15 protein-coding genes and 1 riboswitch are annotated in these 16,299 nt (G+C 63.9%); of the genes, 9 read left to right on the forward strand and 6 right to left on the reverse strand.

Annotated features, from left to right (window positions below; translation table 11 throughout):
* The first annotated feature begins 57 nt into the window (after positions 1 to 57).
* From soxB to JQ600_RS24830, 3 genes are all read left to right on the forward strand, one after another.
* Positions 58 to 1,800, forward strand: coding sequence for a thiosulfohydrolase SoxB (gene soxB / locus JQ600_RS24820; RefSeq protein ID WP_212390814.1), 1,743 nt, complete (start codon positions 58 to 60; stop codon positions 1,798 to 1,800).
* Positions 1,797 to 2,258, forward strand: a complete 462-nt coding sequence (locus JQ600_RS24825) for a hypothetical protein (protein ID WP_409363331.1) — start codon at positions 1,797 to 1,799, stop codon at positions 2,256 to 2,258. The genes soxB and JQ600_RS24825 overlap by 4 nt, the downstream gene beginning before the upstream one ends.
* Before the next feature lie 134 nt (positions 2,259 to 2,392).
* The gene (locus JQ600_RS24830; RefSeq protein WP_212267358.1) at positions 2,393 to 3,433 is read left to right on the forward strand and encodes an MBL fold metallo-hydrolase; all 1,041 of its coding nucleotides are present in this window, start codon (positions 2,393 to 2,395) and stop codon (positions 3,431 to 3,433) included.
* A 57-nt stretch (positions 3,434 to 3,490) separates the two neighbouring features.
* Here the strand turns inward: JQ600_RS24830 and JQ600_RS24835 are convergent, their stop codons facing one another.
* Genes JQ600_RS24835 through JQ600_RS24845 form a run of 3 tightly spaced genes read right to left on the reverse strand, consistent with a single transcriptional unit; the run spans position 3,491 to position 6,143 of the window.
* A complete protein-coding gene (locus JQ600_RS24835; protein WP_212390844.1) occupies positions 3,491 to 4,276 on the reverse strand; it encodes an ABC transporter substrate-binding protein in 786 nt (261 codons plus the stop codon).
* A 44-nt stretch (positions 4,277 to 4,320) separates the two neighbouring features.
* The gene (locus JQ600_RS24840) at positions 4,321 to 5,103 is read right to left on the reverse strand and encodes an ABC transporter ATP-binding protein (RefSeq protein ID WP_212490131.1); all 783 of its coding nucleotides are present in this window, start codon (positions 5,101 to 5,103) and stop codon (positions 4,321 to 4,323) included.
* Complete coding sequence (locus JQ600_RS24845; RefSeq protein WP_212267352.1) at positions 5,100 to 6,143, reverse strand: iron ABC transporter permease; 1,044 nt, start codon at positions 6,141 to 6,143, stop codon at positions 5,100 to 5,102. Before JQ600_RS24845 ends, JQ600_RS24840 begins: the two co-directional genes overlap by 4 nt.
* Positions 6,144 to 6,277: 134 nt before the next feature.
* Positions 6,278 to 6,478, forward strand: a riboswitch (cobalamin riboswitch).
* A 113-nt stretch (positions 6,479 to 6,591) separates the two neighbouring features.
* On the opposite strand from JQ600_RS24845, the gene JQ600_RS24850 reads away from it, so the two are divergent.
* The 4 genes from JQ600_RS24850 to JQ600_RS24865 all read left to right on the forward strand — a co-directional run bounded on the left by JQ600_RS24850 (position 6,592) and on the right by JQ600_RS24865 (position 10,633).
* Complete coding sequence (locus JQ600_RS24850; protein ID WP_212390812.1) at positions 6,592 to 8,871, forward strand: TonB-dependent receptor; 2,280 nt, start codon at positions 6,592 to 6,594, stop codon at positions 8,869 to 8,871.
* A 97-nt stretch (positions 8,872 to 8,968) separates the two neighbouring features.
* Positions 8,969 to 9,985: a DUF6925 family protein gene (locus tag JQ600_RS24855; RefSeq protein ID WP_212390811.1), complete on the forward strand. Its 1,017-nt coding sequence runs from the start codon at positions 8,969 to 8,971 to the stop codon at positions 9,983 to 9,985.
* Positions 9,986 to 10,100: 115 nt separating this feature from the next.
* Positions 10,101 to 10,349 (forward strand): transcriptional regulator, encoded by a 249-nt coding sequence (locus JQ600_RS24860; RefSeq protein WP_249132835.1) that lies wholly within the window; start codon positions 10,101 to 10,103, stop codon positions 10,347 to 10,349.
* Positions 10,346 to 10,633 carry a hypothetical protein gene (locus tag JQ600_RS24865; protein WP_249132834.1) on the forward strand — a complete coding sequence of 96 codons (288 nt, stop codon included), beginning with the start codon at positions 10,346 to 10,348 and terminating at the stop codon, positions 10,631 to 10,633. Before JQ600_RS24860 ends, JQ600_RS24865 begins: the two co-directional genes overlap by 4 nt.
* Before the next feature lie 84 nt (positions 10,634 to 10,717).
* Here JQ600_RS24865 and JQ600_RS24870 read toward each other — a convergent pair whose 3' ends face one another.
* The gene (locus tag JQ600_RS24870) at positions 10,718 to 10,957 is read right to left on the reverse strand and encodes a hypothetical protein (protein ID WP_212267341.1); all 240 of its coding nucleotides are present in this window, start codon (positions 10,955 to 10,957) and stop codon (positions 10,718 to 10,720) included.
* A gap of 457 nt (positions 10,958 to 11,414) precedes the next feature.
* A complete protein-coding gene (locus tag JQ600_RS24875; RefSeq protein ID WP_212390810.1) occupies positions 11,415 to 12,662 on the reverse strand; it encodes a hypothetical protein in 1,248 nt (415 codons plus the stop codon).
* Between the two features lie 189 nt (positions 12,663 to 12,851).
* Here JQ600_RS24875 and JQ600_RS24880 point away from each other — a divergent pair, with 189 nt between their 5' ends.
* The gene (locus JQ600_RS24880; RefSeq protein ID WP_212390809.1) at positions 12,852 to 14,090 is read left to right on the forward strand and encodes an MFS transporter; all 1,239 of its coding nucleotides are present in this window, start codon (positions 12,852 to 12,854) and stop codon (positions 14,088 to 14,090) included.
* An 80-nt stretch (positions 14,091 to 14,170) separates the two neighbouring features.
* Complete coding sequence (locus tag JQ600_RS24885) at positions 14,171 to 15,913, forward strand: amidohydrolase family protein (protein ID WP_212390808.1); 1,743 nt, start codon at positions 14,171 to 14,173, stop codon at positions 15,911 to 15,913.
* A gap of 89 nt (positions 15,914 to 16,002) precedes the next feature.
* Here the strand turns inward: JQ600_RS24885 and JQ600_RS24890 are convergent, their stop codons facing one another.
* Positions 16,003 to 16,194, reverse strand: coding sequence for a hypothetical protein (locus JQ600_RS24890; RefSeq protein WP_212267333.1), 192 nt, complete (start codon positions 16,192 to 16,194; stop codon positions 16,003 to 16,005).
* Positions 16,195 to 16,299 lie beyond the last annotated feature (105 nt).

Here is a 16,299-nt window from a genome sequence, read left to right on the forward strand (position 1 = left end):
TTCCGACAAGATCATGCTCAAGTAAGAGGCGTGTTTTTGCGACGCGCGGAGATTAGTATGCCGATCCGCCGCCGGGAGTTTCTGACGCTAGCAGGCGCGGCTACCCTCGCAGGCAGCCTGCCTCGCCTCGCGCGCAGCGCCGACAGCGTCTACGACCTCGAACGCTTCGGCAATGCCCGCATCCTGCACATCACGGATACGCACGCGCAGCTCAAGCCGGTGTTCTTCCGCGAACCCAGCGTCAATCTCGGCATCGGCTCGATGCAGGGCAATCCGCCGCATCTGGTCGGCAAAGCCTTTCTCGACCGCTTCGGCATCCGGCCCGACAGCGCCGATGCCTATGCCTTTACCTGCATCGAGTTCGAAAAAGGCGCGCAACGGTTCGGCAAGCTCGGCGGCTTCGCGCATCTGAAAACGCTGGTCGATCGCCTGCGCAGCGACGTCGGCGCCGGCCGCTCGCTGCTGCTCGACGGCGGCGATCTCTGGCAGGGCACCGGTCTTGCCAACGTCCTGAAGGGCGCCGACATGGTCGACGCCTCGAACCTGCTCGGCATCGACGCTATGACCGGCCATTGGGAATTCACCTATGGCGAGAAGGCGCTGCGCAGCAATCTCGAGCGTTTCAAGGGCGAGTTCCTGGCGCAGAACGTTTTCCTGACCGAGGAAGCCGCCTTCAACGACGCCAAGGCGTTCGATCCGGCATCGGGCCGCGTGTTCAAGCCGTACACGATCAAGGAGATCGGCGGCCGTCGGGTCGCCGTGATCGGACAGGCTTTTCCTTACGTGCCGATCGCGCACCCCAAACGCTTCACGCCGGACTGGAAATTCGGCATCCGCGACGAAGAGCTGCAGAAGCTCGTCGATGGCTTGCGCAACACCGACAAGGTCGATGCGGTCATTTTGCTGTCGCATAACGGCATGGATGTCGATCTCAAACTCGCCAGCCGCGTCACCGGCGTCGACGTCATTCTGGGTGGTCACACCCACGACGCCGTGCCGCAGCCGATTGCGGTGACCAATCCGGGCGGCGTCACGCTGGTGACCAATGCCGGCTCGAACGGCAAGTTCCTCGCCGTGCTCGATCTGGACATCGGCAAGGGAAAGGTCGCAAACGTGCGCTACCGGCTGCTGCCGGTGTTCTCCGAACTGCTGAAGCCAGATCCGGCGATGCAGGGGCTGATCGACAAGACCCGCGCGCCGCATGCGGGCGACTGGGTCGACAAGATCGCTTCCGCCGATCGGCTGCTCTACCGCCGCGGCAATTTCAGCGGCAGCATGGATCAGTTGATCTGCGACGCACTGCGCGGCGAACTCGATGCCGAGATCGCCCTGTCGCCGGGTTTCCGCTGGGGCACCACGGCGCTGGCAGGCCAGGCGCTGACGATGGAAGACGTGCTGGCGCAAACCGCGGTCACCTATCCCGAGACCTACGTCGTGACCATGACCGGCAGCCAGATCAAGGACGTGCTCGAAGACGTCTGCGACAACCTCTTCAACACCGATCCCTACTACCAGCAAGGCGGCGACATGGTCCGGCTCGGCGGCCTCGCCTATGCCTGCACGCCGGCGGAAAGCGTCGGCAAGCGGATTTCCGAACTGACGCTCGATAATGGCAGCCCGCTGCAAGCCGCCAAGAGCTACAAGGTGGCGGGATGGGCCTCGGTCAACGAACAGACCGGCGCGCCGGTCTGGGATGTGGTGGCGAAGCATCTGAAGTCGGGCAAGCCGCCCAACCGCTCGGCCCCGGGCGTGACGCTGAAAGGCGTCGAAGGCAATCCGGGCATTTCGAAACAGGTATGACAGGCCTTACCACCACCCTGCGCATCATGACCGCGGCGCTGTTGATCGCAGCGACTGCACCGGTCGTGCGCGCCCAGCAGGCGCCGCTGCAGGACAAGCCGTTTGCCGAGCACAAGATCGTGCTGCAGCTTTCGGACAATGACCCGCGCAAGCAGGGTCTCGTGCTCAGCGTCGCCAGCAACCTGATGAAGCACTACGACCCCGACAAGGTCGCGATCGAAATCGTGGCATTCGGCCCGGGCATCGAACTGCTGCGCCCGGAGAATCCCAACCGCAAAATGGTCGAGAGCCTGGTCGCCCAGGGCGCGCGGTTCGATATCTGCCTCAACACCGTCGACACGCTCGAACGCGAGAGCGGCAAACGGCCGGAATTCATCGCGGCTGCGACGCCGGTCCAGGTCGGCGTCGCGCAGATTCTGTTCCTGACCGAGAATGGATATACGCTGGTCAGGCCTTGAATACCGCTGTCCGGCCTTCGGGGAGCAAGACTCCCTCGACAAAGCCATCTCGTGGAGACGAAAGCCGTTTGAGAAGGCGACAAAAATAGAATAATATCCTCCGCGAGACCCAGATAGAGAACGCGGCAGCGACCATGATCTTTCGTCAGCTCTTCGACAGCGTTTCGGGCACCTACAGTTACCTGCTGGCCAGCCGCGCCGGCGGCGAGGCGCTGATCCTCGATCCCGTGCTGGAAAAGGCCGACCGCTATTGCCAGCTGCTGCGCGAACTCGATCTGCGGCTGGTCAAGGCGGTCGACACCCATCTGCACGCCGACCACGTCACGGGCCTCGGCGAACTGCGCGATCGCACCCAGTGCATCACCATCATGGGCGAGCAGAGCAAAGCCGACGTGGTGTCGATGCGCGTCTCCGACGGCGACAAGGTGATGATCGAAGGTTTGAGCCTGGATGCCCTGTACACACCCGGCCACACCGACGATTCCTATAGCTATTTGATGGGCGACCGCGTCTTCACCGGCGACACGCTCTTGATCCGAGGCACCGGCCGCACCGATTTCCAGAACGGCAGCGCGCGGGCGCAATATGATTCGATCTTCAACCGGCTGCTGAAGCTGCCGGATGAGACCATGGTATTCCCCGCCCACGACTACAAGGGCGACACGGTCTCCACCATCGGCGAGGAGAAGCGTTACAATCCGCGCCTGCAGGTCCGCGGCATCGACGAGTATGTCGAGTTGATGAACAATCTCAATTTGCCGAATCCAAAACTGATGGACGTGGTGTTGCCAGCCAACATGCATGTCGGCCTGCACCAGGACGATCTCGCCAAACAGGGCCTCGCACTGTCGGCGCGCGCCGCGATCGACAGTATCGGTAAGCCCGACATCCTGCTGGTCGATCTGCGCGAGGCCAGCGAGCGCGCCAAGCACGGCACGCTGTCGGGCGCCCTGCATGCGCCCTACCCCGGCATCGCCGAAAGCTTAGCGCCGGGCGGCATGCTGCGCGAAGTCGCGGCCGCGACGGGACGGCGCGTGGTGTTCTTCTGCGCGTTCGGCGAACGCTCGGCGATGGCGGTCACCGCCGCCAAGAACGCCGGCCTTGCCAACACCGCCCATATCGAGGGCGGCATCGACGCCTGGAAGAAGGCCGGCGGCCCGGTGGTGATGGGGTAGAATCTTTTGCCGTCGTCCCTGCGAACGCAGGGACGACGAAATAGTCTTTCCGGGACTTCACCGCCCCACCCGCTTCAATTCCGCAGTCAGTACATCCAGCGCTTCCGCCAGCATCACGCCGCCGCATTCGGTCAGCCGTTCCGGAATCACGATGCGTTTTTCCGGCGGATAGAACCGCGCGAGTGCCGGATGCAGCAGAAAGGCCTGGCCGTCGTCGCGCGCGAAATCGCCGGCCTGCGACACCAGCAGCAAATCCGGTTTCTGGCTCACGATCGCCTCGAGTGAAGCGAAGCCGCCGAAATTGAAGCCGAGATCACCGGCCGTGTTGAACAGCCCGGTCTCCGCCAGCAGCGAGCCGACAAAGCTGTCGCTGCCCGCGACCCAGCCGCGCCGCGACAGCGGCAGCACCCGATAGTGTTTTGCGGCGACAGCCTGGCGCGCCCGCGCTAACGCCGCATCGAGCAACGCGATCTGCGCCGCCGCGCGATCGGGGTGGCCGACGATATCGCCGAACTCGCGAATCTGGTCCTTCACTTCAGGCAGCGTTCGCGGCACCGGGAGTTCGGCGAGACGCAGCCCATGCGCTTTGAGCAATTCCCGCGTCGAACGCTTGTCGTACAGATTGGCGACGACGATGTCGGGCTTCAGCACCATCACGTCTTCCGCGCCGCCCGACAGTTTTGGATAGCGAGCGACGTCACCGGCCACCCAGGCATCGCGCGAATAACGCGAAAGTCCCAGGATCTGTTCGGGATCGGCCAGCGACAGCAGCAATTGATCGCTGCAGACGTTCATCGACACGATGCGCGGCAGCTTGGCGGCAGACGCTGCGCTATCAGGCATCGCCAGCGCGGCAACCGCCAGCAGCACGGCAAGCCGGCGGCGTATCACAGATCCGCCCACGGTACGATCACGGCCTCGCGCTGGTATTCGGCGCGGTAGGCGCTGATCCGGAACACGTCGGCTATCACCCGCTCCGACAGCGCTTCCACCGGCGCGCCCTGCGACACCAGCCGGCCCTCCTTCAGCACCAGCACATGATCGGCGAATCGTGCAGCCAGGCCGAGGTCGTGCGTCACCACGATGACCAGCACGCCCTTGTCGGCGGTGGCGCGCAAATTCTTCATCACGTCGATCTGGTGACGCGGATCGAGCGAAGCGGTCGGCTCGTCGGCGAGGATGACAGGTGCCTCCACCGCGAGCACGCGCGCCAGCGCGACGCGGCTGCGCTCGCCGCCGGACAGTTCGGTGACGCGGCGTTCGCTGAACTCCACCACATCGACGGCCTGCATCGCGCGCAATACGGCTTCAGTATCCCTGGGCGACAGCCGCGCCGGATCGGTCGCGCCATGCGGATAGCGGCCGAGCGCCACGATGTCGCGCGCCGGCAGCGGCCAGTGCACGATGTGGCCCTGCGGCAAATAGGCAAAGCGCTTGGCGCGTTCGCGCAGCGACAGATCAGCCAGCGCATCGCCGCCGATATGGACGTCACCGCGGGACGGCAGCAGCCCCGACAACGCCCGCAACAGCGTGGTTTTGCCGGCGCCGTTCGGTCCGACCAGCGCGACCAGATGCCCCGCGGTGAGCGACAGCGAGACATCGCTGAGCACATGGCGGCCGGCCAGTGTCACGTTCACACTGCGGGCGGTGAGAAGCGCGGCTTCGCTCAAGCGACACCTCCCCCGAGCGCGCGGCGTTCGCGCGCGATCAGATAGAGGAAGAACGGCACGCCAATGATCGAGGTCAGCACGCCGACCTTGATGTCACTGGTCGAGGGAATGATCCGCACCGCGATGTCGGCGGCGAGCAGCAGCGCCGAGCCTGCCAGCGCACTCGGCACCAGCAGCCGCGCCGGATCATGACCGATCAACGGCCGCATCAGATGCGGCGCGACGAGGCCGATGAAGCCGATGGTGCCGGTGACCGCAACCGCGCCGCCGACCCCAAGCGCAACGCCGGTGATCACGATCAGCCGCAGGCGCCCGACATCGACGCCGAGGCTCTGCGCGGTTTCCTCACCGAGGCTGAGCGCGCGAAAGGAATGGCGCTGGCTGAACAGGATAATACCACCGGCAACGATGAACGGCAGCGCCAGCATCACGTGCTGAAAACTGCGATCCTCCAGCGATCCGAGCAGCCAGAACGCGATCTCCAGCACCACGAAGGGATTGCTGGAGAGGTTCATCACCAGCGCGGTGGCGGCGCCCGCCAGACTCGAAATCGCAAGGCCCGCCAGGATCAGGATCAGCAGCCCGGCATTGCGGCCGGCGATCGTCAGCAGCACGAACACCGATCCGAAAGCGGCCATGATCGCCACCACCGGCAACGCATAGGAGCGCACATCGGCCCACCCCAGCGCGATCACCAGCACCGCGCCGAACGCGGCCGATTGCGGCGCGCCGAACAGCGAGGGCGAGGCCAGCGGATTGCGCAGCAGGCCCTGCAGCGACGCGCCTGACATTCCCAGGATGGCGCCGATCGCCAGCGCCAAGATGGTCCGCGGCAGGCGGATTTCCCGCACGATCACCTGCGACACATCGCTGCCGCCGCCGAGGAGAGCTTCCATCACCGCCAGCGGCGACAGCCGCACCGGCCCGATGCCGAGCGAGATCAGCACCAACAGCCCGACGAGGCCGGCGAGCGCGGCCGTCACGCCAATCCGGCGCCGCGCGGCCTCCTCGTTTGCAGCAATGATGGTCTCAACACTCATCGATCGTCCCCGGACGGTCAGCCCGTACCGCACTACGCGTTCGAACGGTACTGCTCATGCGACATAAAAGACGCACTCGTCCAGTGAGGATCGCAGGCGAGGCCTTATGGGATTGACTCTATCTTTGACAAACTTCTACCATAATTTTCGACGGTTCCCGTTTTGGGGATCAAAAGGGAATGCGGTGCGGGGACAGTCCCCCAATTCCGCGGCTGCCCCCGCAACTGTAAGCGGTGAATCTTTCGTCCTACGCCACTGGGATTCTCGGTCCTGGGAAGGCGACGAAAGGTAACGACCCGCAAGCCAGGAGACCTGCCGTCAGCCGTGGTCACACGCGAAGATGTCGGTCGGGGAGTACAGGCATTAGTTTCACCAGAGCTGCTTACAGCACGATGGTGGGACTTGGTTCGCTGTGACGTGCCACTGACGTCATACCGAGGCCTGAACCATGTCTTCCACCACCACTGCCGCCAAGCGGTGCCGCCGTCTTTTGCTGGCGTCCAGTTTTCTGGCGCCGATCATGGCGCTCACCAATTCCGGCGCGCAGGCCCAGCAGACCGCCACAGCGGATCAACTGCCGGCGATCGAGGTCAACCCGCCCGGCGACCAGAACCGGACCCGCGCCAAACCCGCTTCCGATCAAGGCTCGGGCACGCGCCGCGTCGTCGCGCCGAACCCGAGGCCGTCAAGCAATCGGAACCCTGCGCCGGGGACCGGCTCGAACGTCGCGTCACAAGGCGATGGCCAGGGCGGCGGCGGAACGCCCGTCCGGCAATTCGCCGGCATCGTCGGCACATCGGCGACCGTCATCACGGCTGAAGAAATCGCGCATTCACCCGCGCAGACCTTGCAGGAAATCATCGCGCAAACACCGGGCGTGCAGCTCACCAGCCTGTATGGCGGCGTCAACGGCGCGAAGACCAGCGTCGATCTGCGCGGATTCGGCGCGTTTGCGACCTCCAACACCCTCGTGCTCATCAACGGCCGCAGGCTCAATGACGTCGACATGGCCGGTGTCGATTTTTCAACCATCCCGCGCGATTCGATCGAGCGCATTGAAATCACCCGCGGCAACAGCGGCGCGGTGCTGTACGGCGACAATGCGGTCGGCGGCGTCGTCAACATCGTGCTGAAAAACGGCGTCGGCGGCCCGCCGGTCGCGATCCGCGGCGAAGCCGGCGTCGGCTCCTTCAACCAGCGCATGGCCTCGGTCTCGGCCGCGACCAATTTCGGTCCGTGGTCGACGTCGTTCTATGGCAACGCCATCAAGTCAGACGGCTACCGTGTCAACAACGCGCTCGACCAGCGCAACGGGGTCGGCAACCTCAACTACACCACGCCCGGCCTCACCGCGTTCCTGACCGTGACCGGCGACGATCAGAAGCTCGGCTTCCCCGGCGGCCGCATCGTCGATCCCTCGATCGGCGTCAACGAACTGGTCACGGCCCGCACCGGCACCAGCACGCCGTTCGACTACGGCAACCAGCAGGGCGCCAGCGCCACCGCCGGCTTCACCAAGACCCTGTGGAACGGCGTCGATCTCATCATCGATGGCGGTGTGCGGGACAAGAAACAGCAGGCCGCGTTCTTCAATCCCTTCGCCAACAGTTACGTCGACAGCCATCTTCAGACATGGTCCCTGACACCTCGATTGAGCGTCAAGAATGTAATGTTCGGACTACCCTCTTCGATCCTGACGGGCATCGATTATTACGATGCGACGTTCCATCAGGAGCGGCCGGAATTTAAGGGCACACCGCCGATCCATACTTACGATCTGTCGCAAAGAACGATTGCCGGCTATTGGCAGCAAACCCTTGGGCTGTTGCCGACAACGGATTTCTCGTACGGCGCGCGAATCCAGAACACCAGCCTGAGTGCGCGGGACCGCCTTAACGATCCGCCGAATTGCGCCCTGTTTTTTACCTGCGGCGCTCAGAACCTTCCGCTGGATAGCAGCGAAGTCCAGCACGCGCTGCATGTCGGCCTCGAACATCGCTTCAACAATATCGTCTCGGTATTCGGCCGGGCCGCCCGCGCGTTCCGCACGCCGAATGTCGACGAGAGATTGTCCTCCGGACCCTCCTTCGATCCTGTCTTCTTCACCCCAATTCCCGGCACCTTCCAGCTGAAAACCCAGACCTCGCACGACGTCGAAGGCGGCTTCCGCATCAAGTCGGGCGGATTCCAGATGCAATCGAGCATCTACAACATGGACCTCGAGAACGAGATCCATTTCGTCCCCGCGCTGTTCTACAACGTCAACCTCGATCCGACCCGCCGTTACGGCTCCGAGACCAGCGCCTCGCTTCGCATCAGCGACAGCGTGCTGCTGCGCGGCGGTGTGGCCTACACCCGGGCGGTGTTCCGTGAAGGGCAGTTCGCCGGCAATGACGTTCCGCTGGTGTCCCGCTACACCGCCAGTGGCGGCGTGACTTGGAACATCTGGCAAAATTATCTGGTTGCGGACGCCACGGTGCGCGGCTGGAGCGAGCGCTACATGGACAACGACCAGAAAAATACCCAGCGACGCATCCCGGCCGATGCCACCATCGACTTCAAGCTGAGCGGGGCCTATCAGCACTTCTTCTGGTCGGTGAGCGTCAACAACGTGCTCAACGCGCTATACTACGACTATGCGATCGCAAGCTCGTTCACCGACGGCCGCTTCAGCGCCTATCCGCTGCCGGGCCGGACCTACATGGTGAAGGCCGGCGCGACGTTCTGAGCCCGGACGCCGGTCCGGGGCCCGCTCCGGACCGGCTTGTCCTGACCTGACAAGCCAGTATTCTCTTTGGCCCCGAGGGTTAAGGGAATGCTGGTTGATGCCTGATGTTTCCGCCGTCGCGGCGACCGATCTGTTGCAGCGGGAAATCGCCGATCCCGACACGCAATGGAGCCTCGGCACGTTCGGCGCCATCGCCGAATTCGCACGCGACCGCGACGAGCCGGTGCGGTTGACGCAATCGATCGAGGCCGTTGCAGCCGTGACGCCGCGCGGCGGCATTGCGCTGAAACCGGGCGGCAACAGCCGGCCGTTCGCCTCCGAGAGCATCACCAAGTCAGGCTGGAGCCATCGGATCGCGCTGTGCCTGCCGTCAGGCAATTGTGCGATGAACGGCCGCAACGCGCTGACGGAAATCGGCGCCGATCACGAGGCGCTGCGGCCGGAGGACCGAGAGTCCTTCCTGTTCGATCTCGGTCTCGGTGCGCTGCAGGCGGATTTCTGCGTGCGCATCGGTGACCCCAATCTCGCCGCGCGACTGCGCCAACTCTGCGGCCGCGCCATCTTCGAACACGACAATCCCGCGATGGGGATGATTCTTGGCGCGAACCCGCATCGCGTCTTCATCAGCCGGCTCGGCCGCATCGAGGTCTATCAGCCGATCCCGCCGCCCTCGGGCAAGAGCCCGGAAGGGCCCCACACGCACGTGCTGCCAAGACTGCTGAAAAGCGGCCGGACCCATGCAGCCACCGAGCCGGTTCCCGAAGGCTGGATCCCCTGCGCGCACATCTATCCGCCGCATCCGTTGCGTGACGGAATGGGCGAAGCCCGGCCGTTCGACCGGGCACATCACCAGCGTTTTCAACGTATCTTGGCGGCGTGCGGCGATCCCGAAACGCTGGCGATCAAGCTGCGCGTCGTCGATGCGGTGCTGGCGGGGGAACCGCCGGTGGCGATCGCCGGCGACCGTCACGGCCGCGCCGGCATCCGCATCGCGCTGCGCCAGGTCAAAGCCGAAGGTCAGGCGTCAACGACATTGGCAGCCTGGCTGGCCAGTTTCGACCAGAGCGGTCCTGAAGACGGCGATGACCCCACCGCCCTTCACCATCAGGGCTGAATCAACGCGATAACGGGGCGTTTTCGACCCAAATTCGCCCCCTCAGCGGCGCAATCCATGGTATTACCGCCGAAACACCGCCCGACGGCATGCGTCGCGGTTCCAGAGGTATATGATGAACGACGAACCGAAGAGTCCGGCCGAAATGAAAGAGATTCGGCTGCACCGCAAGCGTACCCAGGAGGTCGAGGGCATCAAGGCGATGGCCGAGATCGCGGCCTCCGACATCGCGATTCGCAAGCGGACTGAAAAGCTGCGCGCGCTGCGGCTGGCCAAGGAAGCTGAAGACCTTGCCAATCCGCCCGAACCGAAGGCCAAGCCTAAAGCGAAAGCCAAAGTGGCGAAGAAGGCTAACGTAAAATGACGAAAGATGATCGCGACCGCGCCCAAGCGCGTCTGGATAAAACCACCCGCGCAGCCCAGGACGCGCGGTCCGGCAAGGCCGACCGCGATGCGGCCTCGAGGGCCATGCTCGACAATATGGCGAAGCTGAAGGCGTTGCGGCTAGCCCGCGAGGCCGCCGCACCTCCGGCTCCCGTCAAGGCAAAGAAGGCAGCGGCCAAATCGAAGAAGCCGGGCGAGAAGCGCCCGACCCCCGCGTTGGGCGATTGGCTGGCGAGCCAGCAAAGCGGCGGACGACGGACTTAACATCGAAGACCTTGAGCTGAGCTCCTTGAGCTCAGCTTTGAAGTCCAGTCTTGAAGTTCAGTCTAAAAATTCGGTCTTGCAGCGTTACGCCGGTGGCCAATGGATCATCGAGCGCGTCTTGGTCTCGGCGTCATAGACCTGCACTTGCAGCATCTGGAATTTGTTCTTGAGCGCCGTGCCCGCCTCTTCGGCGGCTTCGACCGTGTCGTGGTGCGATTTGAAGTGACCATCCACGACAAGCGAATATCCATTGGTCGGCGCCTTGTCGGCGCGAATGATCTTGCGCGGCTGCTGTTCTTCGGTCTCGATGCGAGGCTTCTTCATTTTGGCTCCGTGTGATTGCCCCGTTTGAAGCAATATCGGCAAAAAGGGCAAGGAAAATTCGTGTTGCTGCCGCTAGTATAATGCGCAAAGTCGGTCGTATTACGGTGAATGCGTCAATTCGTCCGGATAAAGCCGGTTGAGCCGGCAAGAAGGCGCGATATGGGCGGAAACGGCAAAAAGAGCGAGCCTCCTAGGCAGGACAACGACAAGCCCGTGAAGCCGAAAGGCCTGCCTGTCGAGGACGACGATTACGAGGATGGCGACATCGCCACGCCCAAGCACGACCGCCACGGCACTGACGACGAGCCGTTGTGAATTCCATGTCGTCCCGGCGGGGACCCATACGCCGCGGCCGTTGTGATACGGCAAGCGGCTAGAGACTCCTAAACAACAAACGTCGGTGGGTCCCCCGATGCGCAATTGCGCATCTGAGCTCAAGGCCGGGACGACGCGAGATCTAACCAAACCCATCGCTTTCGATCTTCCGGATACTCCCGACATCGAGCAGATGCGCGCCAAAACCGCCGCGCGCCAGTTTGATCGCTGACGACGGCGAGGCCAGCAGAAATGCAGCGGTCATCGCCAACGGCACGGCGCTGAACCAGTCCAGCCGTACCGGCGTGAGTTCTTCGCGGCTGCCGGCATAGGGGCCGCTGGCGGTAAACACCCGGCCGCATTCCCGGATAATATCGCCCCGCGTGCCGCCGCGCGATGCGCAACCGAGCAGCGCCTGCATCGCCAGATGCGTGAGCACGCCCTCGCGGCTTTCCGGCAGCGGCTCCGGCGTCTCGCCTTGCGAGACACGCAGCAGCAACCCAACGAGATCAATGCCGGCGCGGTAGGCGTTGACCGGCTCGACCAGCCGCGGGTTGCAATCGATCAGGAGCGGCGCCGTACCATCGTCGGGCATGATAAAATCGACCGACAACGCACCGTGCCAGCCGAGTTGCCCGCCGATCGTCTCGAGATAGGCGCGCACTATCGGCCGGCCCACGCTTTGCTTGATCGCCTCGCCGCCACCGACGCCGGCAGCGACTTGCCGATAGGCATGAAAGCCGACCAGCCGTCCCCGGCAAAACACCGACTGCGCCTTCTCGGTGGTGCCCGTGATGAGGTCCTGCGCCAGCACCTCGCCCGCGAACGCATCGCCGGCGTCGAGATCACACAGTGCTATTTCCAGATCATCCGTATTGCGCACGAACCAGACGCCGCGGCTTGCGGTGCCGATCGAGGTCTTGACCACGGCTGGAAAACCGATGGCGTCGCGCAGCGCCCGTGCAGATTTGACGATCCGCGTCGGCGGCTGCGGCAGCTTCCATTGATCGAGCAACCGGCTGAATCCGGCCTTGCTGTGCGCGGTGCGATAGCTCTCGAATGAAGGCAACGCAACACCGGTACGGCCTTCCAATCGCGCGCGCATCCGCGCAAACAGAAAACCCTGCTCATGCGTCGGCAGCAGCACGTCGAAACGTTCGCGCGCCAGCAATTGTTCGACAAACGCCAGAAATCCGGCGGGGTCTGTGCGCAGGCCCGGGCAGCGGTGAAATTTGCGGACGAAGCGTGAGAACCGCGCCAGGCAATGGGCGGAGGGATCGCAAACCTCGACATGATGGCCCGACAGGCCCAGTATCGTGATGGCCTCGCGGGCTGAGGTACTGGAACCTTCTGACACCAGCACCCGGAGCGGCTTCCCCGGATCGATCATGCCGGATCATTGCCGCGCCAGCCGACTTTGTCCCTGAACTTATTGACGCATTTGGCCCCTTCCGCGCCCTGCGGGGGCAGCCATGCAGCGGTATTCATGGACAAATAACGGCTAACCACTATTTTCGGCGGGCATTTTCAAAAGCCAGCCTTTGCCGGGCCGTATATCGAGACGGGGTTTGACGCTGATATGGTCGATGTTCTGACCGCACCGCAGCACGTGAAAGCGGACAGTTCTCTGCGCACGCTGGCGGGAATTTCGGTGGCCCATTGGGTCAGCCATTTCCATATCTTCGTGCTGCCGATGCTGTTTCCTTACCTCAAGGCACAACTCGGCGTCGGCTACATCGAGCTCGGCTTCGCCCTGACCGTGTTCGGGCTGGTGTCTGGTCTCACCCAGGCGCCGATCGGCTATCTCGCCGACCATATCGGCGCGCGCAAGGTGCTGTTGATCGGCCTTTGTGTCGGCGGTCTCGCGCTGATCATGCTCGGCATGCATCTGAGCTACACGTCGCTGATCGTCTGCGCTGCGCTGCTCGGGCTCGCCAACAGCGTCTATCACCCCTGCGACTACGCCATCCTCTCGGCGCATATGGATGTAAGGCGGATGGGTCGCGCGTTTTCGATCCACACTTTTGCGGGCTTCCTCGGCGGCGCGGTGGCGCCCGCGATCATGGCAGCACTGGTGGCGTGGCTTGGCGGCCTCGGCGCGCTGATCGTGGCCGGCGCCGTCGGCCCTGTGGTGGCGCTGCTGTTGATCGTGGTCGGCATTCCCGATGCGAGCTCGGCCGACCGCAAAGTGGATGGCGCGACACCCCACAGGCAAAGCGTCATCACGCCGGCGATCATCATGCTGACGTTCTTCTTCATGCTGCTGGGTCTCTCCAACGCCGGCATCAGCAATTTCGGCGTGGTCGCGCTGATGAGCGGCTATGGCGTGACATTCTCGGCCGCCAATATCGCGCTGACGGCGTTTCTCGGCGCCAGTGCGGCGGGCGTGCTGGCCGGCGGCTATCTCGCCGACCGCACCACGCGCCACGGACAGGTCGCGGCCGGCTGCTTTGGCATCAACGCACTCATCATGCTGGTGATTGCTACGACCACCTTGCCGTCGGTGGTGCTGACCGCGGCGATGGGAATTGCCGGGTTCCTCGGCGGCGTGATCGCGCCCTCCCGCGACATGCTGGTGCGCAACGCCGCCCCTCCGGGTGCGGCCGGCCGTGCGTTCGGCATCGTCTCCACCGGCTTCAACTTCAGCGGCATTCTGAGCCCGCTATTGTTCGGCTGGATCATGGACCAGCACCTGCCGCATTGGGTGTTCGGCGCCTCCGTCGCCTTCATGGTCCTAACGGTACTGCTCGCATTGATCACCGACCGCAAACCGAAAACGCGGTCGGAGGGCCCGGTCACAAGCGTGATGCATTCCTGAACCTCAATCCCGGCGGTTGACTGCATCAGGGGATATCAGATGATGCAGTCAACAAAATTTCAAACCCGGGATGAATCGCCATGACCAGTTCCCATGATCTCGTGATCCGTGGCGGCAATATTGCCGATGGCAAGGGCGGCGACCTCAATGAAGCCGATATCGCCATCTCGGGCGGCCGCATCACCGAGGTCGGCAAGGTTTCCGGGAAAGGCAAGGAAGAGATCGACGCCCGGGGCAAACTGGTCACACCCGGCTTCGTCGACGTCCACACCCATTATGACGGCCAGGTCACCTGGAGCCAGGAGATTACGCCGTCGTCGCAGAACGGCGTCACCACAGCGATCATGGGCAATTGCGGCGTCGGCTTCGCGCCGTGCCGGCCGAGCGACCATGTCCGCCTGATCCAGCTGATGGAAGGCGTCGAGGATATTCCGGAGCCGGTGTTGAGCGCCGGCATTCCCTGGGCCTGGGAAAGCTTTCCGGATTACATGGAGTGGCTGTCGAAAAGGAATTTCGACATGGATGTCGGCGCGCAGCTGCCGCACGCGGCCTTGCGCGTCTATGTGATGGGCGACCGCGGCGCGCGCCGCGATCCCTCCACGCCTGACGACAACAAGGCGATGGCGGCGCTCGCCGCCGACGCCGTGCGCGCGGGCGCACTCGGTTTCTCGACCTCGCGCACCCTCAACCACCGCACATCGACCGGCGACTACACGCCGACCTTGAAGGCCGGCGAGGACGAGCTGACCGCGATTGCCGCCGCGATGCACGGCCAGGGCCGCAGCGTGCTGCAATTCGTGCTCGATCTCTCCACCCTCAACGAAGATCTGCCGATGATGCTGCGGGTGGCCGAGAACACCAAAATCCCGGTGTCGTTCTCGATCACGCAAAACGACAAGGCGCCGCAGCGCTGGCGCCAGACGCTCGACACCATCGCGGAGGCTTCCGCGCGCGGCCTGTCGATCACCGCGCAGATCGCCGCCCGCCCGGTCGGGCTGATGCTGGGCCTCGAATTGTCGCGCAACCCGTTCCAGACCCATCCGAGCTATCAGGCGATCGCGAAACTGCCGTTGAAGGAGCGGCTGGCACGTTTGCACCAGGCGGAAGTGCGCGCCGCGATCCTGAGCGAACACGCGACCGCGACCGATGACCCGCTGTTCTTCCGGCCGAACTACGACAAGATGTATCTGCTCGGCAATCCCCCTGATTACGAACAGCCGCCGGAAAATACGTTGGGCGCGCAGGCCCGCCGCTTGGGCAAGCAGGCGGAAGAGCTGGCCTACGACGCGATGCTCACCGACGACGGCCGCGGCATGCTCTACGTGCCGTTCCTCAATTATGCCGACGGCAATCTCGATGCGACGCGCGAGATGCTGCGCGACCCGAACGCGGTGCCGGGCCTTTCCGACGGCGGCGCGCATTGCGGCATCATCTGCGATGCAAGCTTCCCGACCTACCTTCTGACGCACTGGACCCGCGACCGCAGCCGCGGCGAAAAACTCTCGATCCCGTTCGTGGTCGCGGCGCAGTCGCGCAAGACCGCGCTCTCGGTCGGCCTCTACGATCGCGGCGTGATCGCGCCGGGCTTCAAGGCCGACGTCAACGTGATCGACTACGACAAATTGCATCTGCATCCACCGAAGGTACATTACGATTTGCCGGTCGGCGGCCGCCGGCTGATGCAGCAGGTCGACGGCTATGACGCCACCATCGTCTCCGGCGTGGTGACGCAGCGCGGCGGCAAGGCCACCGGCGCACGCCCCGGCAAACTGGTGCGCGGCGCGCAGGGTATCCAGCCGAAGTTTGGCGCGGCGGCGAGCTGACGCAGGTTCGGCTTAGCCGCAATCGAGGTCGATCGCGTTACCGCGCTTCGACACCCAACGTCGCAACGCTCGTTCCAGCTCGCCGCGGATCAGGCGCCGCCAAACTTGGACGGATCATTGTAGCTCGGGGTCTGGTCCTGCAGCACGGGCGGGAAGCGCGGGTCCACAGGCTGGACGGGACGGACAATGACATGTCGCGGCTTGGCGTGATGCACCTTCTTTGCGGCGCTGGCAGAAGCACTAAAGGCGATCAAAACACCTAGGGCCAACACAAAACGCATCGCAAATATCCTTTAATCAGCTACCCCGTTTGATCAGCTACCCCGCTTCCCATGTGTAGGGCGGAACGCAGCGCCGCAATCTGTGACGGCATCAGGATCGCTCAA

Source organism: Bradyrhizobium sp. AUGA SZCCT0176 (assembly GCF_018130145.1).
Lineage (GTDB): Bacteria > Pseudomonadota > Alphaproteobacteria > Rhizobiales > Xanthobacteraceae > Bradyrhizobium.